This window comes from Vibrio hepatarius, assembly GCF_018860525.1.
In the GTDB taxonomy this organism is placed as follows: Bacteria; Pseudomonadota; Gammaproteobacteria; order Enterobacterales; family Vibrionaceae; genus Vibrio; species Vibrio hepatarius_B.
Window position 1 is genome coordinate 14,588 of the sequence record NZ_JAHKPM010000051.1, and the last position, 25,775, is coordinate 40,362.

23 protein-coding genes are annotated in these 25,775 nt (G+C 41.7%); 20 read left to right on the forward strand and 3 right to left on the reverse strand.

From position 1 onward, the window contains the following. Positions 1 to 5: 5 nt before the first annotated feature. The 15 genes from KO511_RS14535 (at position 6) to pyrF (ending at position 17,644) form a co-directional block, all read left to right on the forward strand. On the forward strand, positions 6 to 2,318 hold the full coding sequence (locus KO511_RS14535) for a lipase (RefSeq protein ID WP_215988134.1): 2,313 nt from the start codon (positions 6 to 8) through the stop codon (positions 2,316 to 2,318). Positions 2,319 to 2,438: 120 nt separating this feature from the next. Then, on the forward strand, positions 2,439 to 2,672 hold the full coding sequence (locus tag KO511_RS14540) for a DUF2789 domain-containing protein (RefSeq protein ID WP_215988135.1): 234 nt from the start codon (positions 2,439 to 2,441) through the stop codon (positions 2,670 to 2,672). Between the two features lie 580 nt (positions 2,673 to 3,252). Continuing rightward, a complete protein-coding gene (tig, locus tag KO511_RS14545; RefSeq protein WP_215988136.1) occupies positions 3,253 to 4,557 on the forward strand; it encodes a trigger factor in 1,305 nt (434 codons plus the stop codon). Positions 4,558 to 4,662: 105 nt separating this feature from the next. Next, complete coding sequence (gene clpP, locus KO511_RS14550) at positions 4,663 to 5,292, forward strand: ATP-dependent Clp endopeptidase proteolytic subunit ClpP (protein WP_125319840.1); 630 nt, start codon at positions 4,663 to 4,665, stop codon at positions 5,290 to 5,292. A 70-nt stretch (positions 5,293 to 5,362) separates the two neighbouring features. Further along, a complete protein-coding gene (gene clpX, locus KO511_RS14555) occupies positions 5,363 to 6,646 on the forward strand; it encodes an ATP-dependent protease ATP-binding subunit ClpX (protein WP_215988137.1) in 1,284 nt (427 codons plus the stop codon). Between the two features lie 136 nt (positions 6,647 to 6,782). After that, complete coding sequence (lon, locus tag KO511_RS14560; RefSeq protein WP_215988138.1) at positions 6,783 to 9,134, forward strand: endopeptidase La; 2,352 nt, start codon at positions 6,783 to 6,785, stop codon at positions 9,132 to 9,134. Positions 9,135 to 9,325: 191 nt separating this feature from the next. Beyond that, positions 9,326 to 9,598, forward strand: coding sequence for an HU family DNA-binding protein (locus KO511_RS14565; protein ID WP_125319837.1), 273 nt, complete (start codon positions 9,326 to 9,328; stop codon positions 9,596 to 9,598). A gap of 204 nt (positions 9,599 to 9,802) precedes the next feature. Beyond that, positions 9,803 to 11,662 (forward strand): peptidylprolyl isomerase, encoded by a 1,860-nt coding sequence (ppiD, locus tag KO511_RS14570; RefSeq protein ID WP_215988139.1) that lies wholly within the window; start codon positions 9,803 to 9,805, stop codon positions 11,660 to 11,662. Between the two features lie 138 nt (positions 11,663 to 11,800). Next, entirely contained in the window at positions 11,801 to 12,100 is a 300-nt protein-coding gene (locus KO511_RS14575) for a ComEA family DNA-binding protein (RefSeq protein WP_171360144.1), read from the forward strand. A 126-nt stretch (positions 12,101 to 12,226) separates the two neighbouring features. Continuing rightward, complete coding sequence (gene cmk, locus KO511_RS14580; protein WP_171360143.1) at positions 12,227 to 12,907, forward strand: (d)CMP kinase; 681 nt, start codon at positions 12,227 to 12,229, stop codon at positions 12,905 to 12,907. 103 nt (positions 12,908 to 13,010) lie between these two features. After that, the gene (rpsA, locus tag KO511_RS14585; protein ID WP_215988140.1) at positions 13,011 to 14,681 is read left to right on the forward strand and encodes a 30S ribosomal protein S1; all 1,671 of its coding nucleotides are present in this window, start codon (positions 13,011 to 13,013) and stop codon (positions 14,679 to 14,681) included. Between the two features lie 210 nt (positions 14,682 to 14,891). Then, a complete protein-coding gene (gene ihfB / locus KO511_RS14590; protein ID WP_125319832.1) occupies positions 14,892 to 15,173 on the forward strand; it encodes an integration host factor subunit beta in 282 nt (93 codons plus the stop codon). A 222-nt stretch (positions 15,174 to 15,395) separates the two neighbouring features. Continuing rightward, complete coding sequence (locus tag KO511_RS14595) at positions 15,396 to 15,677, forward strand: LapA family protein (protein ID WP_215988141.1); 282 nt, start codon at positions 15,396 to 15,398, stop codon at positions 15,675 to 15,677. Between the two features lie 25 nt (positions 15,678 to 15,702). Beyond that, positions 15,703 to 16,872: a lipopolysaccharide assembly protein LapB gene (gene lapB / locus KO511_RS14600; RefSeq protein ID WP_215988142.1), complete on the forward strand. Its 1,170-nt coding sequence runs from the start codon at positions 15,703 to 15,705 to the stop codon at positions 16,870 to 16,872. Between the two features lie 73 nt (positions 16,873 to 16,945). Beyond that, positions 16,946 to 17,644, forward strand: a complete 699-nt coding sequence (gene pyrF, locus KO511_RS14605) for an orotidine-5'-phosphate decarboxylase (protein ID WP_215988143.1) — start codon at positions 16,946 to 16,948, stop codon at positions 17,642 to 17,644. A 16-nt stretch (positions 17,645 to 17,660) separates the two neighbouring features. Here pyrF and miaE read toward each other — a convergent pair whose 3' ends face one another. Both miaE and KO511_RS14615 read right to left on the reverse strand, forming a co-directional pair. Beyond that, entirely contained in the window at positions 17,661 to 18,440 is a 780-nt protein-coding gene (miaE, locus tag KO511_RS14610; RefSeq protein WP_215988144.1) for a tRNA isopentenyl-2-thiomethyl-A-37 hydroxylase MiaE, read from the reverse strand. Between the two features lie 65 nt (positions 18,441 to 18,505). Beyond that, a complete protein-coding gene (locus KO511_RS14615; RefSeq protein WP_215988145.1) occupies positions 18,506 to 19,267 on the reverse strand; it encodes a DNA repair protein in 762 nt (253 codons plus the stop codon). 290 nt (positions 19,268 to 19,557) lie between these two features. Here KO511_RS14615 and cysB point away from each other — a divergent pair, with 290 nt between their 5' ends. The 5 genes from cysB (at position 19,558) to KO511_RS14640 (ending at position 24,675) form a co-directional block, all read left to right on the forward strand. Further along, on the forward strand, positions 19,558 to 20,532 hold the full coding sequence (cysB, locus tag KO511_RS14620) for an HTH-type transcriptional regulator CysB (RefSeq protein ID WP_215988146.1): 975 nt from the start codon (positions 19,558 to 19,560) through the stop codon (positions 20,530 to 20,532). 63 nt (positions 20,533 to 20,595) lie between these two features. Then, positions 20,596 to 21,792 carry a methyltransferase gene (locus KO511_RS14625; protein ID WP_215988147.1) on the forward strand — a complete coding sequence of 399 codons (1,197 nt, stop codon included), beginning with the start codon at positions 20,596 to 20,598 and terminating at the stop codon, positions 21,790 to 21,792. Between the two features lie 135 nt (positions 21,793 to 21,927). Continuing rightward, a complete protein-coding gene (locus KO511_RS14630; protein WP_215988148.1) occupies positions 21,928 to 22,890 on the forward strand; it encodes an ABC transporter substrate-binding protein in 963 nt (320 codons plus the stop codon). 48 nt (positions 22,891 to 22,938) lie between these two features. Then, positions 22,939 to 23,853, forward strand: coding sequence for an ABC transporter permease (locus KO511_RS14635; protein WP_215988149.1), 915 nt, complete (start codon positions 22,939 to 22,941; stop codon positions 23,851 to 23,853). Positions 23,854 to 23,880: 27 nt separating this feature from the next. Continuing rightward, a complete protein-coding gene (locus tag KO511_RS14640; protein WP_215988150.1) occupies positions 23,881 to 24,675 on the forward strand; it encodes an ABC transporter ATP-binding protein in 795 nt (264 codons plus the stop codon). 26 nt (positions 24,676 to 24,701) lie between these two features. Here KO511_RS14640 and dusC read toward each other — a convergent pair whose 3' ends face one another. Further along, positions 24,702 to 25,655 carry a tRNA dihydrouridine(16) synthase DusC gene (dusC, locus tag KO511_RS14645; protein WP_215988151.1) on the reverse strand — a complete coding sequence of 318 codons (954 nt, stop codon included), beginning with the start codon at positions 25,653 to 25,655 and terminating at the stop codon, positions 24,702 to 24,704. Between the last annotated feature and the right edge of the window lie 120 nt (positions 25,656 to 25,775).

Sequence of the window (25,775 nt, forward strand, 5' to 3'; positions counted from 1 at the left end):
GTGGAATGATAAGTAAGAAACATATTCTTAGCTTGGCTGTGCTGTTGGTGACAGCTGCTCTAACCGCTTGTGGTGATGACAAAGGCAGCTCTGGAACAGGGCCAGAAGCGTATATCGCAGAATCGCTATCTCATAGTACCACGGTCAAGATGGACCTTGATCCCAATAAGCCATCTGTGCCTCTAAACAATAATCTGTTTCTTGATCCGGAGACAGGTAAATTAAAGCTTCCATATAAACTAAGCCATATCACTGATCCTATGTTTGCGCTTGGCTATGCCGATGGGTTTTCTACATCTATGCCACTCTATATCACTGTTGATGGCAGAGGATTTGGTGACGGCCTAAGATCGATCGCAGAGGGAGTCAGCTTATTTAATGTTAACACTTCTAGCAAGCTAACTTATGGCGTTGATTTCGTAGCTTCAACTTTGGATGATAAAATTATCGTCGTTCCGCTTAAGCCTTTTAAACCCAGTACGAACTATGTGTTGGCGCTAACCAATCAAATCAAAGATGTACAAAATGAGTCGATTGGCATGTCTAGGACTTATGCTGGGCTGAATTCTCACCCCTATAATGATGGTAAGTTAGGCTATTTGCAAGCCATGCTTAAAGGTCAAAAAGTGATCGCTGAGAAGTTCGGCATTGATCCTAAAACCATGGTGTACTCTTCTACTTTTACCACTGGCTCTGTGGGCAGTGTAATGACTGAAACTGCGAAAGAGATGTTAAAGTTAAAATCTGCGGACAATGCTAAGTTTAGAGCTAACCCAGATAATTTAGATCTCACAGATGCTTACTCATTGACGCTAACGGAATACAGTGATGGTAAGAATGTGCAACTATTCACCGATGGCTTAGAGAAGGTTGATGCATTTAAAGTCTCTGAAGAGGGTGCTGCTTTTAAATTAGTATTTCATCAGTACTACACCAGAAGTGCTGCTGAACAAGTGTTGGGCAAAGTTAATGTCACCAAAGGTATAGTCAAGCTACCTTACTTTTTGGAAACGGGTGCTAAGTTCGCCACCACACCTTTTGAGCCTGCCAACCCAGAGGCTTCAGTGGTTAGTCGCTATAATCCCATCCCTAAAATAAAAGCCTTGCAAGAAGTAGAATTTATTCTCTTCACGCCTAAACAAGATGTGCTTAATAGCTTAGATGGCGGCAACCTAAAAGGCTTGGTGGTTTATCAGCATGGGGTTACCTCGATAAAAGAAGATGCCTATTCTTTTGCTGCTGACCTTGTTGCTAAAGGATTGGCAGTTATTGCTATCGACCACCCTATTCATGGCGAAAGAAAGGTTAATGGCGAGGTGAGAGCTCATACGTATGATGCTACGCCTTATCTTAATCTTGCGGCATTGCCCGTAGCCAGAGATAATATGAGGCAAAGTGTTTTTGATATTCTTGGCCTACGCTTAGCTTTGGAAGATCAATATCTTGAAATACAATCAGATAAGGTAGTGCTTGGCCCACTAGAGAGTGTTAATAGAGATAACGCTCTAAAGCTTGAGTCTACCAACATTAAGTTCCTAGGCCACTCACTGGGCGGTATTTTAGGTAATACGGCGATGGCTATTGCTAACGAGACAGGCGCCGAAGAATATCAGTTTAGCTCAGCAGTATTTGCCAAATCGGGTGGGCATATTGCTGAATTGCTATTTGCTTCAGAAACGTTTGGTCCCCTTATCAAGCACAAGTTAAATAAATCAAACCCTGGTTACCAAGATTATGTTAGTGGTGTCTGTGAGAAGAAGCCTATTCCACTTAAAGAGGGAAAATGTTATGCGGATTTTGCAACCAACAATCCTGAAGCTGCTAAGTTGATTGAGAAAACACTTGTACCATATAAAATTATTGCTCAAACCTTAATTGATACTGTGGATCCTCATTCAGTGGTTAGTGCAGGTCTTTATCCAAATGACTTGCCAACACTTTTAATTCAAGTTGAGAATGATGATACTGTTCCCAATAATGGTTCAGGTACCGCATTGTCTATACCAACAGGTGGTTTTGTTGGAACGGAAGGTTTACGCAGTGCTTTAAAAGGCCCAGATGTTAGTGTTAATAGCCTCTTCGCCGAGTATGCAACAGGAGATCATAAATCATTATTAATTCCTGACATTGGGGAGAGGTGCCTTAATGTTGCGGGCGATGCAAAAAGTGGTTTTGACTCACTATGTGTAATGAAGCAATACGCCAATACAGAGTCAATGAGAAAGTTAGTGGTGGATTTTCTATCGAATGATAGTGAAGAACTTAAAAATATAGATTCAGATCTTGTAACGTTGACAGCTTTAAAAGGCGGGAAATAACTTCCTGACTTTAAGTGATTAACCACAGTACGACTTAACATTCACTCAATTGATCTATAATAAAATGTAGGCGGCGGAAACGTCGCCTTATTTTTAATCAAAATATTGAGTGAGGCGAATATGGAAATGCACCAGCACTCGATGCCTGATTTGTTTATGCAACTTGGGCTCGATAGCTCAGATGATAATATACGAGAGTTTGTCCAAACACACAGTGGCTTGGTAGTGGGCACGGCGCTGCATGAAGCTTTCTTTTGGTCGCGCTCTCAGGCTACATTTTTAAAACAAGCCATTGATGAAGATGCTGATTGGGCAGAACTTGTTGACCAACTTGACGCCATGTTAAGAGGCTAGAATGAGTTTACACCTTTGCTATGGATTGTGTCGAGCAAAGCGATTTAAGGCTTATTGTACTGTGTGATAAGCCTTTTCTGTATTCTACTATGCCCCTTTCTGTGCTGATTTTTGATGTTAAATCCTACATTATTTCAAATTATTCCTAACTTTTCATGTTAAACCTTAAAATGAAAAATTGGATTTAGATCGTGTTTTGCCACTTCTTTAAGAAAATAATCGCCTCTGACTTGAAAACGTGACTAACGACCCCATTTCAAATACTGTTGTCTGATTGATTGACGTTTTTTAGCGGTTAGTGGAGTTTTTAGGTCAGAAGGCTAAGTGATGTTGGGTATAAGCTCGACAGTAACCGATCAGGTCGGTAGAATGCGGCGTCTGAATTTTATCCTGAGGCTAATCGGAGATAGCTTTTGAGATTAAGTCGATAAAGATATCACTAATTAGTCCGGTGACTGACTCGTTTAGTTATCGATTCTCGATTTACAAGTAGTGCTCTTTGAGTACCAATAAAGATGAACTTTTTACTGGGTTCATATGCTCAGTTTCAATTCTGAGCCAGTTTTGAGGTTAATGAATAATGCAAGTTACTGTTGAAACGCTAGAAGGCCTAGAGCGCCGTCTTAACATTACTGTTCCTGCTGCCAACATCGAAGATGCTGTCACAGCTGAACTGCGCAACATCGCAAAAAACCGTCGTTTTGATGGTTTCCGTAAAGGAAAAGTGCCATTAAAAATGGTTGCGAAGATGTATGGTAAAGCAGTACGTCAGGACGTGATGGGTGAAGTGATGCAGCGTCACTTTATCGAAGCGATTGTTAAAGAGAAGATTAACCCAGCAGGTGCTCCTGCTTTTGCTCCTGTTGAAAATGCAGAGGGTGAAGATCTTGTTTTTAATGCGACTTTTGAAGTTTACCCAGAAGTTGAGCTAAAAGGTCTAGAGAAGATTTCAGTTGAAAAACCAACCACTGAAGTTCAAGACGCAGATGTTGAAGAAATGATCGAAACACTACGTAAGCAGCAAGCGGCTTGGGTAGAGGTTGAAGACGCGGCTGAAGAAGGCAAGCGCGCAACTATCGATTTTATCGGCTCTATTGATGGTGAAGAGTTTGAAGGTGGTAAAGCTGAAAACTTCCCATTAGAAATGGGTGCGGGACGAATGATCCCTGGTTTTGAAGACGGTATTGCAGGTAAGACTGCTGGTATGGAATTTGAGATCGATGTGACTTTCCCAGAAGACTACCATGCTGAAAACCTCAAAGGCAAAGAGGCTAAGTTTTCGATAAAAGTAAACAAAGTTGAAGCTCGTGAATTACCAGAAATTAACGATGAGTTCGTTTCTAAGTTTGGTGTTTCTGGTGGTGGTATTGATGCACTGAAAGCAGAAGTACGCAAAAACATGGAGCGTGAGCTTAAGCAAGCAGTGAAAAATCGTATTAAAGAACAAGCCTTAGAAGGTCTAGTTCAAGAAAACGAAATCGATGTGCCTGCGGCACTGATCGACCAAGAAATTGGTACCTTGCGTCAGCAAGCGGCCCAGCGTTTCGGTGGAAACCCAGAAGCAGCCGAGCAGCTGCCACGCGAATTATTTGAAGAGCAAGCAAAGCGTCGCGTTAGGGTTGGCCTTCTTCTAGGTGAAGTGATCAAATCTGAAGAGCTAAAAGCTGACGATGATAAAGTTAAATCACTGATTGAAGAGATGGCAACAGCTTACGAAGACCCATCTGAAGTGATTGCTTACTACGAGCAAAACACTCAGATGATGGACAATATGCGTAATGTTGCTCTAGAAGAGCAAGCAATTGATGCAATTATCTCTAAAGCTCAGGTGTCTGAAAAAACGGTAAGCTTTAACGAGCTAATGAACCAACAGCAGCCTGCTTAATAAGCAATATCTTGCGTACAAGGTTGACGGAACGTTAACTCTTCTGCTAACAATGGTCCGTATGATATTCATCATCCGGACCATTTATTTTAGGGACATAACAATATGAGCTACCAAGAAAAAAATGCAATGTCACCCATTCTAGACGCACTGGTACCCATGGTAGTCGAGCAGACTTCTCGTGGTGAGCGCTCTTACGATATTTATTCTCGCTTACTAAAAGAGCGCGTGATTTTCCTAACAGGGCAAGTAGAAGACCACATGGCAAACCTTGTGGTGGCACAGTTACTTTTCTTAGAGTCTGAAAATCCTGATAAAGATATTTTCCTATACATTAACTCGCCTGGTGGTAGTGTGACTGCGGGTATGTCTATATACGATACCATGCAGTTTATAAAACCAAATGTCAGTACAGTGTGTATGGGACAAGCATGTTCTATGGGCGCGTTTCTGTTGGCGGGTGGTGCACCTGGTAAACGTTATGTGCTGCCTAATTCACGAGTGATGATTCACCAGCCTCTTGGTGGTTTCCAAGGGCAGGCGTCAGATATTCAAATCCATGCTCAGGAGATTCTGACCATTAAACAAAAACTCAACAAGTTACTTGCTGAGCATACGGGTCAGCCCCTTGATATCATTGAGCGCGATACTGATCGTGACAACTTTATGGCAGCAGAACAAGCTGTAGATTATGGGTTAGTTGATTCAATGCTGACTCACCGAAGTGAGCAATAATTGCCAGAGCATTTTGGCTATAATTGATATACACTCAAATTATAATGAGTAAAGGCTAAGAGGTTAGCGAATGACAGACAAAAGCAAAGAGAGCGGTAGTAATAAACTTCTTTACTGTTCTTTCTGCGGCAAAAGCCAGCACGAAGTTCGCAAGCTAATCGCCGGTCCATCCGTATACATCTGTGATGAATGTGTCGACTTGTGTAACGATATCATCCGAGAAGAAATCAAAGATGTGTTACCAAAGAAGCAATCTGAAGCACTGCCTGTGCCCAGAGAAATTCGTGACCATCTTGATGATTATGTGATTGGCCAAGATTATGCTAAGAAAGTGCTAGCGGTAGCCGTATATAACCACTATAAGCGTTTACGTAATGGAGACACGACCAGTGAAGGTGTTGAGCTTGGTAAAAGTAATATCTTGCTCATTGGTCCTACTGGTAGCGGTAAAACTTTATTGGCAGAAACGTTAGCACGTTTTCTTGATGTTCCTTTCACTATGGCTGATGCTACAACGCTTACTGAAGCTGGCTATGTCGGTGAAGATGTTGAGAACATCATCCAAAAGTTACTACAAAAATGCGATTATGATGTGGCGAAAGCTGAACGAGGCATTGTCTATATTGACGAAATTGATAAAATTTCGCGTAAGGCTGAAAACCCATCTATCACTCGAGATGTCTCCGGTGAAGGCGTTCAGCAAGCGTTATTGAAACTGATTGAAGGCACGGTTGCTTCGGTTCCACCACAAGGTGGCCGTAAACACCCACAACAAGAGTTTCTTCAAGTGGATACGTCGAAGATCCTCTTTATTTGTGGCGGTGCTTTTGCCGGTTTAGATAAAGTCATTGAGCAACGTGTTGCAACTGGAACTGGCATTGGCTTTGGTGCTGAAGTGCGCTCTAAAGATGAAACCAAAACAGTGGGTGAGCTTTTCACCCAGGTAGAGCCAGAAGACTTGGTGAAATATGGTTTGATACCTGAATTTATCGGTCGTTTACCAGTCACAACCACCCTGACAGAGTTGGATGAAGCAGCGCTTATTCAAATTTTGTGTGAACCCAAAAATGCTTTAACTAAGCAATATGCGGCTTTGTTTGAGCTAGAAGACTCTGAACTAGAGTTTCGTGAAGATGCGTTGCGTGCGATAGCGAAAAAAGCTATGGAACGTAAAACGGGTGCTCGCGGTTTGCGTTCTATTTTGGAGGGCGTATTGCTTGAAACGATGTATGAATTGCCATCAATGAATGATGTCAGTAAAGTTGTTATTGATGAGTCGGTTATTAATGGTGAATCTGAACCTTTACTGATTTACAGTAACTCTGACAATCAAGCAGCAGGGGCTGAATCTTAAATTAGATTCACATAAATTTAGGATTAAATTAAGGAGGTAGTGATTTACCTCCTTTTTTTTGTTCTTTCATTGAATCCAATCAATTAGCCCCCATATACTCCTCATAAGACTAAGCGGAAGAGAGAAGAAGAAGAATATGAACTTGGAACGTTCCGAACGTATCGAGATCCCCGTGCTACCTCTAAGAGATGTAGTCGTTTACCCGCACATGGTAATTCCTTTGTTTGTTGGACGCGAAAAGTCAATCGCTTGCCTTGAAGCTGCGATGGATAACAACAAGCAAGTACTGCTAGTTGCGCAGAAACAAGCTGAAACCGATGAACCAACAAAGGAAGACTTGTTTAGTGTGGGTACGGTCGCCACCATTCTTCAATTGCTCAAACTCCCTGATGGAACGGTTAAGGTGTTGGTTGAAGGCCAGCAGCGTGCAAAAATCCATAAGTTTGCTGAAGAAGAATTCTTCACCGCAGATGCAGAATACCTGATGACATCTGAACTTGATGAACGTGAAGAAGAAGTGATTGTTCGTAGCGCGATCAATCAGTTTGAAGGCTTTATCAAACTCAATAAAAAAATCCCACCAGAAGTACTTACGTCACTCAATGGGATCGATGATGCTGCTCGTCTTGCTGATACTATTGCAGCGCATATGCCTCTTAAACTGTCAGATAAGCAAGTTGTCCTAGAAACTCTTGAAATTAATGAACGCTTAGAATTTCTAATGGGTCAAATGGAGTCTGAGATTGATCTGCTTCAAGTTGAAAAACGCATCCGAACACGGGTGAAAAAGCAGATGGAAAAATCTCAGCGTGAGTACTATTTGAATGAGCAAATGAAGGCGATTCAAAAAGAACTTGGTGAAACAGAAGATGGTGTTGATGAGTTTGAAACTCTCAAACAAAAAATTGTCGACTCCAAAATGCCTCAAGAAGCAAGAGATAAAACGGAACAAGAGCTTCAGAAACTTAAAATGATGTCGCCGATGTCAGCCGAAGCTACCGTAGTGCGTGGTTATATTGACTGGATGCTAGGGGTACCTTGGCATAAACGTTCGAAAGTTAAAAAGAACTTGGCAAAAGCTGAAGAAGTACTTAATGAAGACCACTATGGTTTAGAGCGTGTCAAAGAACGCATCCTAGAGTATTTAGCGGTACAAAATCGTATTAATAAACTCAAAGGGCCTATTCTATGTTTAGTCGGGCCTCCAGGTGTCGGTAAGACGTCTTTAGGACGCTCTATTGCGGCTGCAACTGGTCGCCAATATACACGTATGGCGCTGGGTGGAGTACGTGATGAAGCAGAAATTCGAGGTCACCGCAGAACCTACATTGGTTCTATGCCTGGTAAGCTTATCCAAAAAATGTCTAAAGTCGGGGTTAAAAACCCATTATTCCTGCTAGATGAAATCGATAAGATGTCTTCAGATATGCGAGGAGATCCGTCATCTGCGCTGTTAGAAGTCTTAGATCCTGAGCAAAATAACGCCTTCAACGATCATTATCTTGAGGTTGATTATGACCTGTCAGATGTGATGTTTGTTGCTACGTCAAATTCGATGAATATCCCGGGCCCTTTGCTTGATCGTATGGAAGTTATCCGCTTGTCTGGGTATACGGAGGACGAAAAACTCAATATCGCTAAGCGGCATCTTGTTGACAAACAAATCAAACGCAATGGTCTCAAGCTCGGTGAGCTTGAAATTGCAGACTCTGCCATTATCGGTGTCATTCGTTATTACACACGTGAGGCTGGTGTACGTAACTTAGAACGTGAAATTTCTAAGATTTGTCGAAAGGCTGTGAAAAATATCCTGCTCGACACCAGTTTAAAAACCGTCACTGTAACAATCGACAACCTAAAAGATTATTTAGGGGTACAGCGTCATGATTATGGGAAAGCGGATGATAGAAATCGCATTGGTCAAGTGACAGGGCTAGCTTGGACAGAGGTTGGGGGGGATCTACTAACCATTGAAACCGAAGCTATGCCTGGCAAAGGTAAGCTTGCCCAAACGGGTTCTTTAGGTGATGTAATGCAAGAATCCATTCAGGCTGCAATGACGGTTGTGCGTTCTCGTGCCAATCACTTAGGCATCAATACTGATTTTTATGAAAAACGTGATATCCATGTGCATGTACCGGAAGGTGCAACGCCTAAAGATGGCCCAAGTGCCGGTATTGCGATGTGCACGGCGTTGGTATCTAGCCTTACTGGTAATCCTGTAAAAGCTGAAGTCGCTATGACTGGTGAGATCACCTTAAGAGGTGAGGTTTTACCCATTGGTGGGCTAAAAGAGAAGTTATTAGCGGCGCATCGTGGTGGCATAAAAACAGTGCTTATTCCTAAAGATAACGAACGAGATTTAGAAGAAATTCCAGATAATGTGATAGCGGATCTTAGGGTTGTTCCTGTGCAATGGATTGACGATGTACTCAAGGTTGCTTTAGAAAAAGACCCGTCAGGTGTCGAAATTGCTGCTGTAAAATAGTGATGTGTAGCAAAAATAAATAAAAGATTAGGCTGATAAGCATAAAAAGGCTTGTCAGCTTTTTTTTTGAGAGCTAACGTTACCCACATAGCCTCAGGCCTTGTTGGGTAAGGCTTGAGGTTAGTTTTAAATTGGAATGGAATGAAAGCTGCCTTTAACAAATACCATTGGTGGCGCAAAGGGGAATTACAGTGAATAAAACACAATTAGTAGAACAAATTGCACAAAGCGCTGACCTTTCAAAAGCGTCAGCAGGTCGCGCTCTAGATGCATTTATAGAAGCTGTGGGTGATACTCTACAATCGGGAGACCAAGTGGCTCTAGTTGGTTTTGGTACTTTTAGTGTACGCACTCGTGCTGCACGTACTGGCCGCAATCCTAAGACTGGTGAAGAAATTAAAATAGCTGCAGCTAATGTACCTGCTTTCAAAGCGGGTAAAGCGTTGAAGGATTCTTGTAACTAAGAATTGCTTATTTTCAAAGCTGCATAATGTTAGTTAAAAAATAGCCAATATCGGCAGTTCTATCGAACCTTTTTAAAATATGCGCATCATACTGATGCGCATTTCTTTTTCTGATATTATCGCGCTATCTGATTTTTATTGTAACCTATGCCGTTATAGCTTTGATTGAGCTAGCGCGGACTACAGGTGGAGAGTATTTTAAATATGATGGATCGATTACGCGAAGGTGCTAATAGCATCGCGGTTAAAATTATCCTTGGGGTTATTATCCTATCTTTTGTCTTTGCTGGTGTTGGCAGTTATATCGTGGGTGGAAGTAATAGCTCTGCTGCGAAGGTAGGTAACGTTGAGATTGGTCGTGGTGAGTTTGAGCAAGCCTACCAGAATGAACGCAATCGTATGCAAGCTCAACTCGGTGACTATTTCTCAAATTTATTGGCTGACCCCACCTATGTGGAGTCTTTCCGTAAGTCAGTGTTGGACCGCATGGTCAATGACTCGCTGCTTGAACAGCATGCTCAGTCTCTAGGGCTACGTGTTAGCGATCAGCAAGTTAGAAATATGATTGTGGACATGCCCCAGTTTCAGGTGGATGATAAATTTGACCAGGAAGTGTATCAAGCGACTCTTCGTCGTGCAGGATTTAGCCCGGAAAGCTTTGCTGAATACTTGCGTCGAGATTTGGTTAGAAACCAACTGCTCAGTGCCATTCAAGGTAGTGATTTTTCACTAGAAGGTGAAGTTGAAGCACAAAGTAAGCTATTAACTCAAACGCGTGAGATTAAGAAAGTCACACTTTCACTTACAGATTTTGCTACTAAAGCTAAGTTGTCAGAAGAAGATATCAATGACTACTACGTTCAAAACGCAGCTGAATATACTCGCCCTGAGCAAGTAAAAGTGTCTTATGTCGAATTATCTGCCCAACAGTTAAAAGCTAGTGTGGCGGTATCTGACCAGCAAGGGAAGCAGTATTACCAGCAACACCTTGATAAATACTCATCCGAAGAGAAGCGTCGTGTTAGCCATATTTTGATTGAAGATGGTGATAAGGCGAAAGCGCAAACTATTCTAGAGAAATTAAATGCAGGAGCTGACTTTGCTACATTGGCTGAAGAAAGCTCTGATGATGTAGGCAGTGCTTCTGAAGGTGGCTCTCTTGGTTGGATAGAGCGTGATGTGATGGACCAAGCTTTTGAAAATGCAGCGTTTGCGTTGAAGAAAGTGGGTGACACTACCGGCATAGTTAAATCTGATTTTGGCTACCATATTATCAAACTTGATGAACTTAAAGGTTCCGTTGTTAAGCCGTATAAAGAGGTTGCTGACAACATAAAACAAGAGCTTCAAGATCAAGAAGCAATTGACCAATTCTATACATTACAAAGTAAACTTGAAAAAGTAGCATTTGAATATCCAGACTCTCTTGATGATGCTGCGAAAACTATCGATGCTAAGATCCATACTACAGACTTTATTTCCGAATCTGATTCTCCCGAGTTATTGAAGACCCCTGCAGTTATACAAGCGATTCAAAGCCCAGAAGTTAAGGAAGATGGTCTAAACTCTGAAGTTATTGAAGTAGCACCTGAGCATGTTATTGTGGTTCGTGTAGAAGATACTCGTGAAGAGAAAGTTCTCCCCTTAGTTGAAGTCAGAGAGCAGGTAGTTGCTTCTTTGTCGAAAGTAAAAGGCGAACAAAGCGCAATTGAATTAGCTGATAGCCTTGTCGCAGAACTTAAAAAAGGCAGTAAAGACTTAATGAAAGAAAATGGTCTTAAGTTTGGCGATTCAGAAAGTATTGATCGTAGCTCACCGCTAGCAGATGTCGTATTTTCAATGAAAAAGCCAGCAGATGGACAAGCTGAGTTTGGACAAGCAAAAGACTTCAATGGTGATATTATCGTGGTTGAGTTGACAGGAGTGAAATCTGATGTTGATGCTCAGTATAACCAACAGATAGGTACTCAGTTAACTCAGATGAATGCTCAACAGGATCTATCTGGCCTAATCAGTATTCTTCGTAAAACTATTGAGATTAAATATTACGCAGTTGCTCAGTAATATGAGTTAATGAAATTGATAATACTGATAAAACGGACTGCTTTTGCAGTCCGTTTTAATTTGTATTAACTTCAATCTCTTAACTCTATATTTGGTTTATCGTATCTAGGGTTAATTTAAACTCTAGGAGCACACCTTATGATACGACACTTAATGACAGCTATATTAATGGTTTTGGTTTTTCACAGCCCAGTTGGCTACTCAAATGATCAACCTGTAAATGGAAAATATTCACAAATCGATATTACTGTAAATATTAACACAGCAGAGGAAGCGGAATTAGCCACTTTGCTAAGTGGTGTAGGGCTGAAAAAGGCGCAAGAAATTGTCAGGTATCGAAATGAAAATGGACCTTTTGAAAAAGCGGAAGATTTAGCTCAAGTCAAAGGAATTGGACCATCTATGGTGGATAAAAACCGAAGCCGCATAAAACTGTGACTAAATAGAGCGCTTAGCGCTCTATTTTATTAAATTAGCTTTAATACGCGCTGGTGCAGTGACCTGATTACCACTATAATTTGACGCCAAACTAAGGCAGTTGTTTCAATTAATGTGGAGTAAAACATGTCGTCTCATACGCCAGTCGTCACCGTTGATGGACCAAGTGGTGCGGGTAAAGGTACTCTCTGTATGCTGTTGGCAAACAAGCTTGGCTTTGGGCTATTGGACTCAGGTGCAATCTACCGAGTTTTAGCTTTGGCGGCTATGCATCATGGTGTAGATCTTGAATCAGAAAACGCACTGGTACCTTTGGCTACTCATCTGGATGTACAGTTTTCGGCAGAAGGTGAGTTGGTTAAAGTGATTCTCGAAGGTGAAGATGTATCAGGTGAACTTCGCAAAGAAGAGACGGGCATGGCCGCGTCGAAAGTAGCAGCATTTCCTCGCGTTCGTGAAGCATTACTGCGCCGACAACGGGCATTTTCAATTGGTGTAGGGCTGGTTGCAGATGGACGTGATATGGGGACAGTTGTCTTTCCAGATGCTGAAGCTAAGATATTCCTTGATGCTAGTGCTGAGGAGCGAGCACTTCGCCGATTCAAACAGTTGCAAAATAAAGGTTTAAATGTTAACTTTGGTGACCTTTTGTGCGAAATACAAGAGCGTGATGAACGGGATCGTAATCGTCCAGTTGCACCATTGCGTCCTGCGGAAGGTGCGCTCTTGCTAGATTCTACTACGATGAGTATCGACGAAGTAGTAGAACAGGCGCTACAATATATCGAATCTAAACTGGTAGCTTAGGCTATCAAGTAAGAACGTTGATCGCACGGATGATGATCGGCGAATTTAATAACCCCATGTGGTAGGATACCCGTGGACGTTTAATTTATTGAAGATTAAATAAATGACTGAATCTTTTGCTCAACTCTTTGAAGAGTTTCTAAACGAAACTGAATTTCAACAAGGTACTATTGTTAAAGGTACTGTAGTTTCTATCGAGAACGGTTTTGTTCTTGTTGATGCAGGCCTTAAGTCTGAGTCTGCTATTCCTGCAGAACAGTTCAAGAATGCGGCTGGTGAACTTGAAGTTGAAGTCGGTTCTGAAGTAGACGTAGCGCTAGACGCTGTTGAAGATGGTTTCGGTGAAACTCAACTTTCTCGTGAGAAAGCGAAGCGTCACGAAGCTTGGATTGTGCTTGAGAAAGCATATGAAGAAGCTGAAACTGTTATTGGTATTATCAATGGTAAAGTTAAAGGCGGCTTCACTGTTGAATTAAACGGTATTCGTGCTTTCTTACCAGGTTCTCTAGTAGATGTACGTCCAATCCGTGATACTGCTCACCTAGAAAACAAAGAGCTAGAGTTCAAAGTTATTAAACTTGACCAAAAGCGTAACAATGTAGTTGTTTCTCGTCGTGCAGTTATCGAATCTGAGAACAGTGTTGAACGTGATGAGCTACTTGAGTCTCTACAAGAAGGTGCAGAAGTTAAAGGTATCGTTAAGAACCTAACTGACTACGGTGCATTCGTTGATTTAGGTGGTGTTGACGGTCTTCTACATATCACAGATATGGCTTGGAAACGCGTTAAGCATCCTTCTGAGATTGTGAACGTTGGTGATGAAATCCAAGTTAAAGTTCTTAAGTTCGATCGTGACCGCACTCGCGTATCTCTAGGTCTTAAGCAGCTAGGCGAAGATCCATGGGTAGCAATTGCTAAGCGTTACCCAGAAGGTCATAAGCTATCTGGTCGTGTAACTAACCTAACTGACTACGGTTGTTTCGTTGAAATCGAAGAAGGCGTTGAAGGTCTAGTTCACGTTTCTGAAATGGATTGGACTAACAAGAACATCCACCCATCTAAAGTCGTCAATGTTGGCGATGAAGTTGAGGTAATGGTTCTTGAGATCGATGAAGAGCGTCGTCGCATTTCTTTAGGTCTGAAACAATGTAAAGCTAATCCTTGGCAATCTTTCGCTGAAGCGCAAGCTAAAGGCGACAAAGTGACTGGTAAGATTAAGTCTATTACTGACTTTGGTATCTTTATCGGTCTAGATGGCGGTATTGACGGTCTAGTTCATCTATCTGACATTTCTTGGAATGTTACAGGTGAAGAAGCGGTACGTGAATACAAGAAAGGTGACGAAATCTCTGCAGTTGTACTAGCAGTAGATGCAGAGCGTGAGCGTATCTCTCTAGGCGTTAAGCAGATGGAAAATGACCCATTCAATGCTTACGTAGCAGACAATAAGAAAGGTACACTAGTAAACGGTACTGTAACTGCAGTAGATGCTAAAGGTGCAACTATCGAGCTTGAAGAAGGTGTAGAAGGTTACATCCGTGCTTCTGAAGTGTCTCGTGACCGCGTAGAAGATGCCTCTCTAATCGTAAGCGTTGGCGATAGCATTGAAGCGAAGTTTACTGGTGTAGACCGTAAGAATCGTGTTATCAATCTATCTGTTAAAGCTAAAGATGAAGCAGAAGAGCAAGAAGCAATGGCAACTATAAACAAAGCTGATGAAGCTTCGTTCGGTAATGCTATGGCTGATGCTTTCAAAGCTGCTAAAGGTGAATAATAATTCTCCTTTATAAAAAAAGGAGCCGAAAGGCTCCTTTTTTATCAATTGAGCTAAAATAGTTTTAATACCAATCTCATCAAGTGACTCAAAAAATACGATTCATCGCCGAGCAATCTGTCGATTTTGTGTCTAGAATAGTTACCAAGTGTTTGTTGGAATTGGTATTACTTACTATAATAAGTGATAAAATACGCTATGAGGGAAACTATGACTAAGTCTGAACTGATTGAGAGACTCTGCGCTGAGCAAACCCATCTTTCAGCAAAAGAAATTGAAGATGCTGTGAAAGATATTTTAGAACATATGGCTTCGACACTAGATACTGGCGATAGAATTGAAATCCGTGGATTTGGTAGCTTTTCTCTTCACTATCGTGAGCCTCGTGTAGGTCGCAATCCTAAAACTGGTGAAAAAGTGAAGCTAGACGGAAAATATGTTCCTCACTTTAAACCAGGCAAAGAACTGCGTGAACGTGTCAATATGGACTGAGACATCATTTATTTTGTAAAAGCGGCATACTCAGGTATGTCGCTTTTTTAATGGTAACGTTAAACAGGCTAAGTAAATCAGTTTACTTTCTAGACTCGAAATGTCCTTTGTAACTGTGTGGCATAACTAGACCTTGATGGATGAAATTCCAATATAGGCATGGTTTGTTTGCGGGATTTACTGCATAATCATATCGGTAGATATTCACTCAGGTGACGAGATATGAAATTTTTAAAAATTGCTATAGTGCTGTTCTTGTTTCTCATTGCACTAGCTCTGGGTTCTCAAAACCAAGAAGTCGTCAATTTTAATTACTTACTTGCGCAAGGTACATTCCACCTTTCAACTTTGTTAGGAGGGGTATTTGTTAGTGGTTTTATTTTCGCTTGGGTGATGTTTGGTGGTGTTCATTTTCGCTCCCAACTACAGATACGTAAGTTAAAAAAGCAGGTGAAGAAACTCTCACCTTCTGAGAAAGAATCTCAACAGATTAAAGTCCAATAAGGTCTTATAGGTAAGCTTTTTCTTGATGCTAGAAATACTCTTCTTACTACTACCAATTGCTGCTGCATACGGCTGGTATATGGGTAACCGCAGTGCCCAGCAAGATAAGCAGAAGCACTCTAACCAGATTTCCCGCCAATATGTCACGGGACTAAATCTGCTTTTGTCTGATCAATCGGACAAAGCAGTTGATCATTTTATTGAGCTGCTTCAAGTTGACAATGAAACTATTGATACGCATTTAGCTTTGGGAAATTTATTTCGCTCCCGAGGTGAGGTTGATCGCGCCATTCGTATTCACCAAAATCTCATTTCACGTTCCGGTCTGACAATTGATCAAAAAAATATTGCTCTTCAGCAACTTGCTAAAGATTATATGGCGTCTGGCTTTCTTGATCGCGCAGAGAAAATTTTCGAGCAGCTTGTTGATGAACCCGATCATAGAGAAGCAGCATTACATCAGTTAATGTCTATTTACCAACAAACACGTGAATGGGCTAAGGCCATTCAGTATGCGTCCCAATTAGTTAAATTAGGGCGCAAGCGCATGCGAACAAGTATCGCTCATTTCTGGTGTGAACTTGCAATGCAAGAGAAGGCTGAAGGCGATAGTAATAGAGCTATTTTGCATTTCAAAAGAGCCTTGTCTGAAGACCCTAAATGTGTACGAGCGAGCATTGCCCTTGGTAAATTGTATTTGGAAAATGAAGACTACACCAAAACCATAAAGTATATGGAAATGGTACTCGAACAAGATATAGACTTTGTAAGCGAGGTACTGCCAACACTGGCTGACTGTTACCATCACCTTGGCCAAGAAGATGAGTTATTGGACTTTTTGCGTCAATGTATTGCAACGAAAGCAGGAGTGTCGGCAGAATTAATGCTTGCTCAGATGGTCGCTCAGCATGAAGGTTCCGACTCTGCACAAGAACTTCTTACGCGACAGTTAGTTAAGAACCCTACCATGAAGGGCTTTTATCGTTTGATGGATTACCACCTTACAGAAGCGGAAGAAGGTCGAGCTAAAGCCAGTCTGCAAACATTGCAGAGACTGGTAGGTGAACAATTGAAAATCAAACCTCATTATCGATGCCGTAAATGTGGGTTTTCAACCCATTCTATGTATTGGCATTGCCCTTCTTGTAAAGGGTGGGGGACGATTAAACCAATCCGAGGATTGGATGGAGAATGATTCTAATGCAGCTCGCAGATACTCTGTTCGCTGCATTTTTTTTAGCAACAAGTAACATTAGATAGGAAATGAAATGATTGACCAAAAAGTAATTGTCGCATTGGATTATGACAGCCAAGCGGATGCGCTTGCGTTTATTGATAGAATTGATCCTGCGTCATGCCGCCTCAAAGTCGGTAAGGAAATGTTTACACTCTTTGGTCCAGATTTTGTTAAACAATTACACCAACGTGGTTTTTCGGTGTTCTTGGATCTTAAATTTCATGATATTCCTAATACTTGCTCTAAAGCAGTGCGTGCTGCTGCAGAACTTGGAGTGTGGATGGTTAATGTGCATGCAAGTGGGGGGGAGCGCATGATGAGCGCTTCGCGAGAGATACTTGAACCCTATGGACAAAGTCGGCCGCTTCTTATTGGCGTCACTGTGCTGACGAGTATGGAACAAAGCGACTTGGCAGGCATAGGTATTTGTACGACTCCTCAAGAGCATGTTGTTCGCTTGGCTAAACTGACACAAAACTCAGGTTTAGATGGTGTGGTATGCTCTGCCCAAGAGTCATCCATGTTGAAAGGTGAGCTTGGCGAAGCGTTCAAGCTTGTGACACCAGGTATTCGTCCTATCGGAGCGGATAATGGCGATCAGAAGCGGATTATGACGCCTGTGGATGCAATAGAAGCAGGTTCAGACTACTTGGTTATTGGCCGCCCTATTACTCAGGCAAAAGAGCCTGCACAAGTTCTGACAGAAATTAACCGAACGCTTACTACTTGATCGTTTGTAATTCAGTTCATCTATCTTTAATTGGCGAGCCACTGTGAAATTTAAAGTCATTATCAGGACTAGATATCAATTCAGCCTCTAAGTTACCAAAAAATGTGACCCGCTGAGAAATATCTTTACCAGCAATATCTTCTGCAAGGCTAAGATAGTCTTGATAATGACGTGCTTCTGAGCGCAGTAATGAGATGTAAAACTTTGCAATATCTTCATCCATATGAGGAGCGAGTTTAGCGAAGCGCTCACAAGAGCGTGCTTCGATATAAGCTCCAATGATGAGCTTATCGGTTAGCGCTTGCGGCTCATGAGTTGCCATATGAGTAAGTAACCCCTTAGCGTAGCGGCTTGCAGGAATAGGCTCGTAATCGATATTACGTTTTTCCATAATTTCAAGTACTTGATAAAAGTGGTGAAGCTCTTCTTTAATGAGCATGACCATTTTATCGATCAGCTCTTGGCTATAGAGAGAGTCTGATTTAGCGATGATGGCTTTGGAGATATTACTCTTACCTTTAAGAGTCTTTAAGCTACCTATTTTTCGGTAGGTAAAGTCTTCATATGGTTTGAGCCAATCGAGTAGATTTTGTGTACTCTGTTTGTCAACAGCGTATTTACGTATGAGGTACATAGCGGATTGTCCCGCTTTAAGTTCACACAGTAGATGATCGATTAATACCGTATTGATATTTTGGGGCTTTTTGGCTTCATCTATCCAAGCTTGGGGTGTAGAACAGTGAAGAAAATCATCTATAGGCTTTAGCAGGTCATCGTAATGTTTTAAATCGATCATAATTCTTTTTAAAAATAAAAAAGGCCGCATGAGCGGCCTTAAGCAATTGGCGTATGGCGATTATATTACCATTTTTTCTTTTCACCAAAGATCTCGTCCATATCGTTTTTGCGTTCGTCTTCCATCTGGTGAAGATCTTCAGCACTTTTCGACTGACGTTTCTGTTCCAAATCATCATTCATTTGTTGAAGTTTCTCACGGGCTTGATTTGAATAATTATCATTTTTTGTATTGAGAACGTCCAAACCTTTGCGTACTAATTGAAGCGCAGTACCTGGTTGTCCACGAACGATAGCATCGTTCGCTCTCTTGAGAACGTTCTCTATATTAATGCGTACTTGAATAGTCTCTAATCGACCATTTTCAGCAACATATGCCTGAGTGTCAAAGCGGCCTTTATTATGCTCGCTTCTAATTGTATCTCTTAAACGCTTGACTAGTTTCAGCATTACGATTGCTTGTTTATCACTGCTTGGTGTCTTAAAAGCAGTACTTTCCGCACCACTCTTGTCATTTTTTAATTGACTTATCTGTTGTTTAACGTGGGCAACTCTTTGCTCAAGTTGTTTATTCTTCGGATCCAGTTCATGCATACTTTGAACCGAATCTAGTATTCGATTATTAAGACAAATCAACAAATCTCTGCTGTATGGTAAATGGTTGGCGTGCCCGATGAGCTCTTCCGTCGCATCTATAACTGCTAAATACCTCACACCTTCCTGTTTTTTTGCCGATTCAACTTTGACTTTGTACTGGAGCATGATGTTATAGCCAAGTACTAAGACCAGTAAGATGGCAACTAAAGCTATGATTAACCCAATATTCATAAATTCCGTATCTTTTGTTGGCTAGCGTATAAGGATACACGATTCTTATGAATCACTGCATCTATTTTATATTATTACGTTTCTAAGCTAATTATTAACGAAAACTCTGATCTATGGGTAATTTTTGAGTTATTGATTGCAAAAAAATTTGTCCAATTCAGAAATTACTCATTAGAAGCCTCCCAAATGCCCCCTTGGGCTATCAATTTGTATCAAGAGGCGTTATAACTAAATATTATAATCTATGTTTGCCTATAGTGGGGCATTGGGTAAGGGATTACAGGTCAAAAATGAAGTTACAGCAACTGAAGTATATTGTTGAAGTCGTTAACCACAATCTGAATGTATCTGCTACAGCGGAAAGCCTATATACCTCACAGCCCGGTATTAGTAAGCAAGTACGCTTGTTAGAGGATGAATTAGGAATCCAGGTTTTTGAACGTAGCGGTAAGCACCTAACCCAAGTTACGTCTGCCGGTGAAGATATCATACGAATTTCACAAGAAATTTTGGCACGAGTAGAAAGTATCAAGGCGGTCGCGGGTGAGCATACGCATCCCGAAATGGGAACTTTGAATATTTCGACCACACATACGCAAGCTCGTTATGCTCTCCCTGATGTTATTAAAGGATTTACGGCTCGGTACCCTAAGGTATCTTTACACATGCATCAAGGAACGCCAACACAGATGTCCGAAGCTATTGCTAAGGGAACGGCAAACTTTGCGATTGCAACGGAAGCTCTTCACCTATATCAAGATGCTGTAATGCTTCCTTGTTATCACTGGAATCGTTCAATCGTAGTACCCAAAGATCATTTATTGGCTAAAAAGTCAACAATTACAATCGAAGACCTTGCCTCATACCCCTTGGTGACTTATGTGTTCGGATTTACTGGTCGTTCAGAGTTAGACACTGCTTTCAATAAAGTAGGGCTTAACCCAAAAGTAGTTTTTACTGCTACTGATGCTGACGTCATAAAAACATATGTGCGTATGGGGATAGGAGTTGGTGTTATTGCCAGCATGGCGATGGATAATGATCAAGATGAAGATTTAGTTGCCATTGATGCGAGTCATTTGTTTGGTGCAAGTACCACGAGTATAGGTTTTCGCAGAGGGACTTTCCTTCGCACTTATATGTATGACTTTATGGAGCGATTTGCCCCCCATCTTACACGCCCTGTCGTAGAGCGTGCTCTGTCTCTAAAGTCCAATACTGAGATTGAGGAAATGTTCCAGTCTATACAGTTGCCCGTACGTTAGATAAAGGCTTCCCTTTCTTATCTCAATGCTTCCCTCTAAAATATCTGGCAATTAGGGGGAAGTATGCAAACAACATTTTTAGCACTAGATTCATTTCTTACGGCTCATCAGGTTTTCTGGCGATTTGAACCATTTTTAGCCAGTTCCACTGGTATGATACCTTGGCAGGATAAATACCCTGAGCTTTCGCAGTGGCTCGGAAACTTATCTGATTTGCAAATAGAGGCTCTTAAGTCTGATTCAAGACAGTTAACTCAATGCTTAGATGAGTTCCTTCCTAATTTGAGTTCTCACCTTAAACTTAATCAGTTGAATCTACTGGATATAAAAGGGATGCAGTTAGATCGCTCTCTAAAAACAGGTGTACCTGGAAGAAAGCTTGAGCAAATAATGTCTATGGGAGAAGCCGCTCTGAAGTGTCAATATGGAAGTGAGTGGTTAGAATGGTGTTCAGGCAAAGGTTATCTAGGCAGAGTTCTGAGTCGTTACAGTAACCTGCCTGTGACGAGCTTTGAGTATCAAAACATGTTGTGTGATTCGGGGCAAAAGGAAGCAGATAAACTCAATTTGCCGATGACCTTTGTACAAGGTGATGCCTTATCTTCGTCGGCGTTATCAGTACTCAATAATAATCAACATGCTGTTGCATTACATGCGTGTGGAGATTTGCATATTTCACTGATTGAAAAAGCGACTTCATTAGGGCTGCCAGCTTTGACTATCTCACCATGTTGTTATCATCTTATCCAACATAACCATTACCAACCATTATCCAAGCAAGCAAAATCATCGGATCTTCAGCTCACAAAAGCGGAGCTGCGAATTCCGTTGCAAGAGACAGTTACAGGTGGCGATAGAATTAAAAAACAGCGATTTCTTGAAATGAGTTATCGGTTAGGCCTGGATTTGATCCTGAGAGAAGTATGTGGACATAAAAACTATATGCCAATTCCGAGTATAAAAAAATCGATGCTATCAAGTGGATTTGAATCATTTTGCCTATGGGCATCAGAGACTAAAAGGCTATCGTTACCAAAAAATATTGCGTTTGATGATTTTCATGCCAGAGGCATACAGCTCTATTGGCAGATGGAACGGCTGAGTCTAGTTCAGCAGCCATTTCGTCGTAGTTTAGAAATGTGGTTGGTGTTTGATAAAGCATTATACCTTACAGAACGAGGCTACCAGGTTTCTCTTAACACTTTTTGTTGTCAAAGTGTCACCCCTAGAAATATTTTGATACAAGCAGTTAAGCGATAGAAATCATGTCATGTTTGATTAATTAAACCTTTCAATTTTATCAATTATTGCCAATTATAAATAACAGTACAAAATTTAATAAACTGGTTTGTGTGGTCACCATCAAGTCAGAAATGCTGAAATCAAGGAGTTTAGATGCAAGCAGCAAAGGTTATTGTAGGTGCTTTAGTCGCAGTGACACTACTGTCACCGATAAATGGTATGGCGAAGGTAGCTAAAGTCGCTGTATCTCAAATTGTTGAACATCCAGCTTTAGATTCAGCGCGTCAGGGGTTGTTAGATGGGCTTAAAGCAAAGGGCTATGTAGAAGGAAAAAACCTAGAGTTTGACTACAAAACAGCTCAAGGGAACCCTGCGATTGCAGTTCAGATTGCACGTCAGTATGTGGGAGAAAAGCCAGATGTGCTGGTAGGGATAGCCACTCCTACCGCCCAAGCACTCGTCGCTGCTACTCGCTCTATTCCAGTCGTTTTTACTGCTGTTACTGATCCTGTTGGAGCAAAATTGGTTAAAAGTATGGCGCAACCAGGAAAAAATGTCACTGGACTTTCGGATCTTTCTCCAGTAAATCAACATATTATGCTCATCAAAGAAATTATGCCTGATGTGAAGTCTATCGGAGTGGTATTTAATCCCGGCGAGGCCAACGCCGTCACCTTGGTAAAATTGTTAAAAGAAAATGCAAAGGCTCAAGGTATTAGCGTGTTGGAAGCGACTGCTTTAAAAAGTGCCGATGTCCAATCGGCTACTCAGGCTATTGCAGAGAAGTCGGATATTCTCTATGCACCGACTGACAATACAGTTGCAAGTGCAATTGAAGGTATGCTGGTGGCCGCCAATCAAACCAAAACGCCTGTTTTTGGTGGTGCAACATCTTATGTCGAGAAAGGTGCTGTTGCGAGTATTGGCTTTGATTATTATCAGGTGGGTATTCAAACGGCCGATTATGTAGTTGCCATATTGGAAGGCGCAGATCCGGGCACATTAGATGTGAGAGTCGCTAATGGCTCTGACTTGGTTGTGAACATGACAGTCTCAAAACAACTTGGGATAACTATCCCTGACTCTGTGCTTGAGCGCGCGACTAAAGTGAAGTAGCGGGGCAAAACTGCCTATTTTAGCGACTAAAACAGAGGGGGAGTGGTGATGTCTGCTTTTGCATTTTTTGGAGCGCTTGAAATTGGGTTACTCTATGGCTTAGTCGCGCTAGGCGTTTTCCTCACTTTCCGAGTACTTGACTTTCCAGACTTGAGCGTAGATGGAAGCTTCCCTATGGGAGCGGCAGTTGCTGCCACAGCAATTGTTGCGGGTATTAACCCTTGGTTGGCAACAGGTTTAGCAATTTTGGCTGGAGCCGCAACAGGTTGGGTCACAGCCTTTTTAGCGATAAGGTGCGGGATACTGCACTTATTAGCCTCAATTCTAACCATGATCGCTGCATTTTCAATCAACATTCGCATCATGGGACGTCCTAACACAGCTCTTCTAGGAGAAGAGACTATTCTGACGTCTTTTGAAGCTGTTGCTGATCCTATGCTGATACGGCCAATAGTAGTAGGTGTATTGGTGGTGTTATCTTCTCTTTTCGTTATTCGACTTCTAACTAGTGATTTTGGTTTAGGTCTGCGTGCAACGGGAGTAAACTCTCGTATGCTTGCTGCTCAAGGTGGAAGTACCTCATTCTATACCTATTTTTGTCTTGCCCTATCTAACGCCTTCGTCGGCTTTGCTGGAGCCTTATTTGCTCAAACGAATAGTTTTGCGGATGTGACTTCTGGAGTAGGCACAATTGTCGTTGGACTCGCAGCTGTGATACTTGGTCAAACATTAATACCTGGGCGAAAAATATGGGTGTCAGTAGTCGCTGTAGTTGTTGGCTCAGTACTTTATCGTCTTGTAGTAGCCTTTGCTTTAAGCTCAGGAATGTTTGGTCTGCAAGCTTCTGATCTTAACCTTGTCACCGCAGTTTTGGTTGCTATGGCACTTATCGCACCTAAAATTAAAGCGAAAATCCATGCAAAGAAGCTGCTTCCCGTAAGCCATAGCGACAATAAAAGCTAATTTTTCTCAATAGAAGTGGTTTTTTTTATGATCGATATTAGTGATATTCATGTCATATTTAACCGGGGAAGTATATTAGAAAATCCTGCACTTAAGGGGGTTTCATTGCAAGTCGTAAAGCACCAGTTTTTGACAGTAATTGGCTCTAATGGAGCGGGGAAGTCGACTTTGTTAGGTGCGGTAACAGGAGAAACGCCGATAGCTGCTGGTCGCGTTGTTCTTAATGGTGTAGATATGACCACACAGGCTGTCCACCAAAGAGCTAGCCAGTGTGCACGAGTGTTTCAAGATCCTTTAGCAGGTACTTGCGCTGATTTGTCTATTGAAGAAAATATGGCACTGGCATATATGAGAGGTAAAAAGCGTGGTTGGAGTTCTGCGCTTTCAAGTCAGCGGCGTAAAATATTTCAAGAGCGCATAAGCATCCTTGGACTTGGTTTGGAAGATCGATTGGGAGATAATATTGGCCTTTTATCTGGTGGGCAGCGGCAAGCCGTTAGCTTGGTGATGGCGACGTTGTCTGATAGTGAAATTTTATTGCTTGATGAGCACACAGCAGCATTAGATCCTAGAATGGCTAAATTTATCATAGAGCTAACAAAAATTATTGTGGCTGAATTTCATTTAACGGTGATGATGGTAACTCACTCAATGAAGGATGCCTTAGCATGCGGTGATCGTACTGTTATGTTACATCAAGGTGAAGTTGTCTTAGACGTTACGGGTGAGCAAAGAGCTAATATGCAGGTCTCAGACTTGCTCGAAATGTTTTCACAAGTCAGGGGGGAAGAGCTCGAAGATGATAGCCTTCTTCTCAACTAACAACAGCAATTGATAGCAAAATGCGATTATGCAGAGTATGTTTCATCTTGATACTTTTTTATTCTTTCTACGATAGGGTCAGCTTTATTGAAAGCGCGGATTTCTCGAAATAGTTCAGTAGCCTGAGGGTATTCTTGACGCAGGTAAGAAAACCACTGTTTAACTCGGTTAGGATAGTATAGGCCCTTATCCCCTTTCATTTCATATTGAGAATAAAGTAATAACAAATCGACGACTTCTTGCCAAGGCATGGTTGTTTGATTATGTTTAACGACATTACCAAGATTCGGTACATTAAATGCGCCTCGGCAGACCATTAGAGAGTCCACACCTGTGGTTTTAATACAGGCTTGGCCGTCCTGAAAATTCCAAATTTCACCGTTAGCAATTAATGGTATACTAAAACGTTGCTTTATCTCATTAATATATGGCCATTTGATTTCACTCGCTTTGTAGCCACCAGTTTTAGTTCGAGCATGGACAGTGAGTTCATTAGCTCCTGCACTTTGGATAGCATCAACAATCTCAAAACAGTCGTCAGGGTTATCCCAACCCAAGCGAATTTTAGCCGTAAGAGGAACATGATGCGGAAGCGCATCTCGGCATGCTTTCACAATGCGATGAATTAGCTCGGGGTGTTGTAGTAAGGCGGCTCCACCTTTGCTTTTATTCACTAACTTTGCAGGGCAACCAAAGTTAATATCAACGCCTCTAGCTCCAAGTTCAGATGCTCGAACGGCATTCTCAGCCATCCAATCAGGGTTTTGACCTAGCAATTGAATATGAACAGGGACGCCTGACTTGGTTTTTGACCCTTGTTTAAGTTCTGGGCACAAACGATAAAAAACATGTTCCGGCAGCAATTGATCTACCACGCGTACAAACTCTGTTACACAGAGGTCATAATCATTAATATTGGTTAAGATCTCGCGCATCAAATGGTCTAAAACGCCCTCCATAGGGCCTAATACAAGTCGCATAAACAATGTTTCTCAATTCAGGAGGCGTGATTCTAGATACTTACCACCAAGATGTCTAATAACATAAGCGATTTGTTGACAGGATTAATAGGGTATAGATCTGCAGTTATCAGATAAAGT

Bases quoted from the DNA above. Each gene is read 5' to 3' on its own strand.
- KO511_RS14535 (WP_215988134.1), top strand. From the start codon at position 6: ATGATAAGTAAGAAACATATTCTTAGCTTGGCTGTGCTGTTGGTGACA.
- ihfB (WP_125319832.1), top strand. From the start codon at position 14,892: ATGACTAAGTCTGAACTGATTGAGAGACTCTGCGCTGAGCAAACCCAT.
- KO511_RS14625 (WP_215988147.1), top strand. From the start codon at position 20,596: ATGCAAACAACATTTTTAGCACTAGATTCATTTCTTACGGCTCATCAG.
- lapB (WP_215988142.1), top strand. From the start codon at position 15,703: ATGCTAGAAATACTCTTCTTACTACTACCAATTGCTGCTGCATACGGC.
- lon (WP_215988138.1), top strand. From the start codon at position 6,783: ATGAACTTGGAACGTTCCGAACGTATCGAGATCCCCGTGCTACCTCTA.
- clpX (WP_215988137.1), top strand. From the start codon at position 5,363: ATGACAGACAAAAGCAAAGAGAGCGGTAGTAATAAACTTCTTTACTGT.
- cmk (WP_171360143.1), top strand. From the start codon at position 12,227: ATGTCGTCTCATACGCCAGTCGTCACCGTTGATGGACCAAGTGGTGCG.
- KO511_RS14595 (WP_215988141.1), top strand. From the start codon at position 15,396: ATGAAATTTTTAAAAATTGCTATAGTGCTGTTCTTGTTTCTCATTGCA.
- tig (WP_215988136.1), top strand. From the start codon at position 3,253: ATGCAAGTTACTGTTGAAACGCTAGAAGGCCTAGAGCGCCGTCTTAAC.
- KO511_RS14635 (WP_215988149.1), top strand. From the start codon at position 22,939: ATGTCTGCTTTTGCATTTTTTGGAGCGCTTGAAATTGGGTTACTCTAT.
- pyrF (WP_215988143.1), top strand. From the start codon at position 16,946: ATGATTGACCAAAAAGTAATTGTCGCATTGGATTATGACAGCCAAGCG.
- KO511_RS14540 (WP_215988135.1), top strand. From the start codon at position 2,439: ATGGAAATGCACCAGCACTCGATGCCTGATTTGTTTATGCAACTTGGG.
- cysB (WP_215988146.1), top strand. From the start codon at position 19,558: ATGAAGTTACAGCAACTGAAGTATATTGTTGAAGTCGTTAACCACAAT.
- ppiD (WP_215988139.1), top strand. From the start codon at position 9,803: ATGATGGATCGATTACGCGAAGGTGCTAATAGCATCGCGGTTAAAATT.
- dusC (WP_215988151.1), bottom strand. From the start codon at position 25,655: ATGCGACTTGTATTAGGCCCTATGGAGGGCGTTTTAGACCATTTGATG.
- rpsA (WP_215988140.1), top strand. From the start codon at position 13,011: ATGACTGAATCTTTTGCTCAACTCTTTGAAGAGTTTCTAAACGAAACT.
- KO511_RS14630 (WP_215988148.1), top strand. From the start codon at position 21,928: ATGCAAGCAGCAAAGGTTATTGTAGGTGCTTTAGTCGCAGTGACACTA.
- KO511_RS14640 (WP_215988150.1), top strand. From the start codon at position 23,881: ATGATCGATATTAGTGATATTCATGTCATATTTAACCGGGGAAGTATA.
- clpP (WP_125319840.1), top strand. From the start codon at position 4,663: ATGAGCTACCAAGAAAAAAATGCAATGTCACCCATTCTAGACGCACTG.
- KO511_RS14615 (WP_215988145.1), bottom strand. From the start codon at position 19,267: ATGAATATTGGGTTAATCATAGCTTTAGTTGCCATCTTACTGGTCTTA.
- miaE (WP_215988144.1), bottom strand. From the start codon at position 18,440: ATGATCGATTTAAAACATTACGATGACCTGCTAAAGCCTATAGATGAT.
- KO511_RS14575 (WP_171360144.1), top strand. From the start codon at position 11,801: ATGATACGACACTTAATGACAGCTATATTAATGGTTTTGGTTTTTCAC.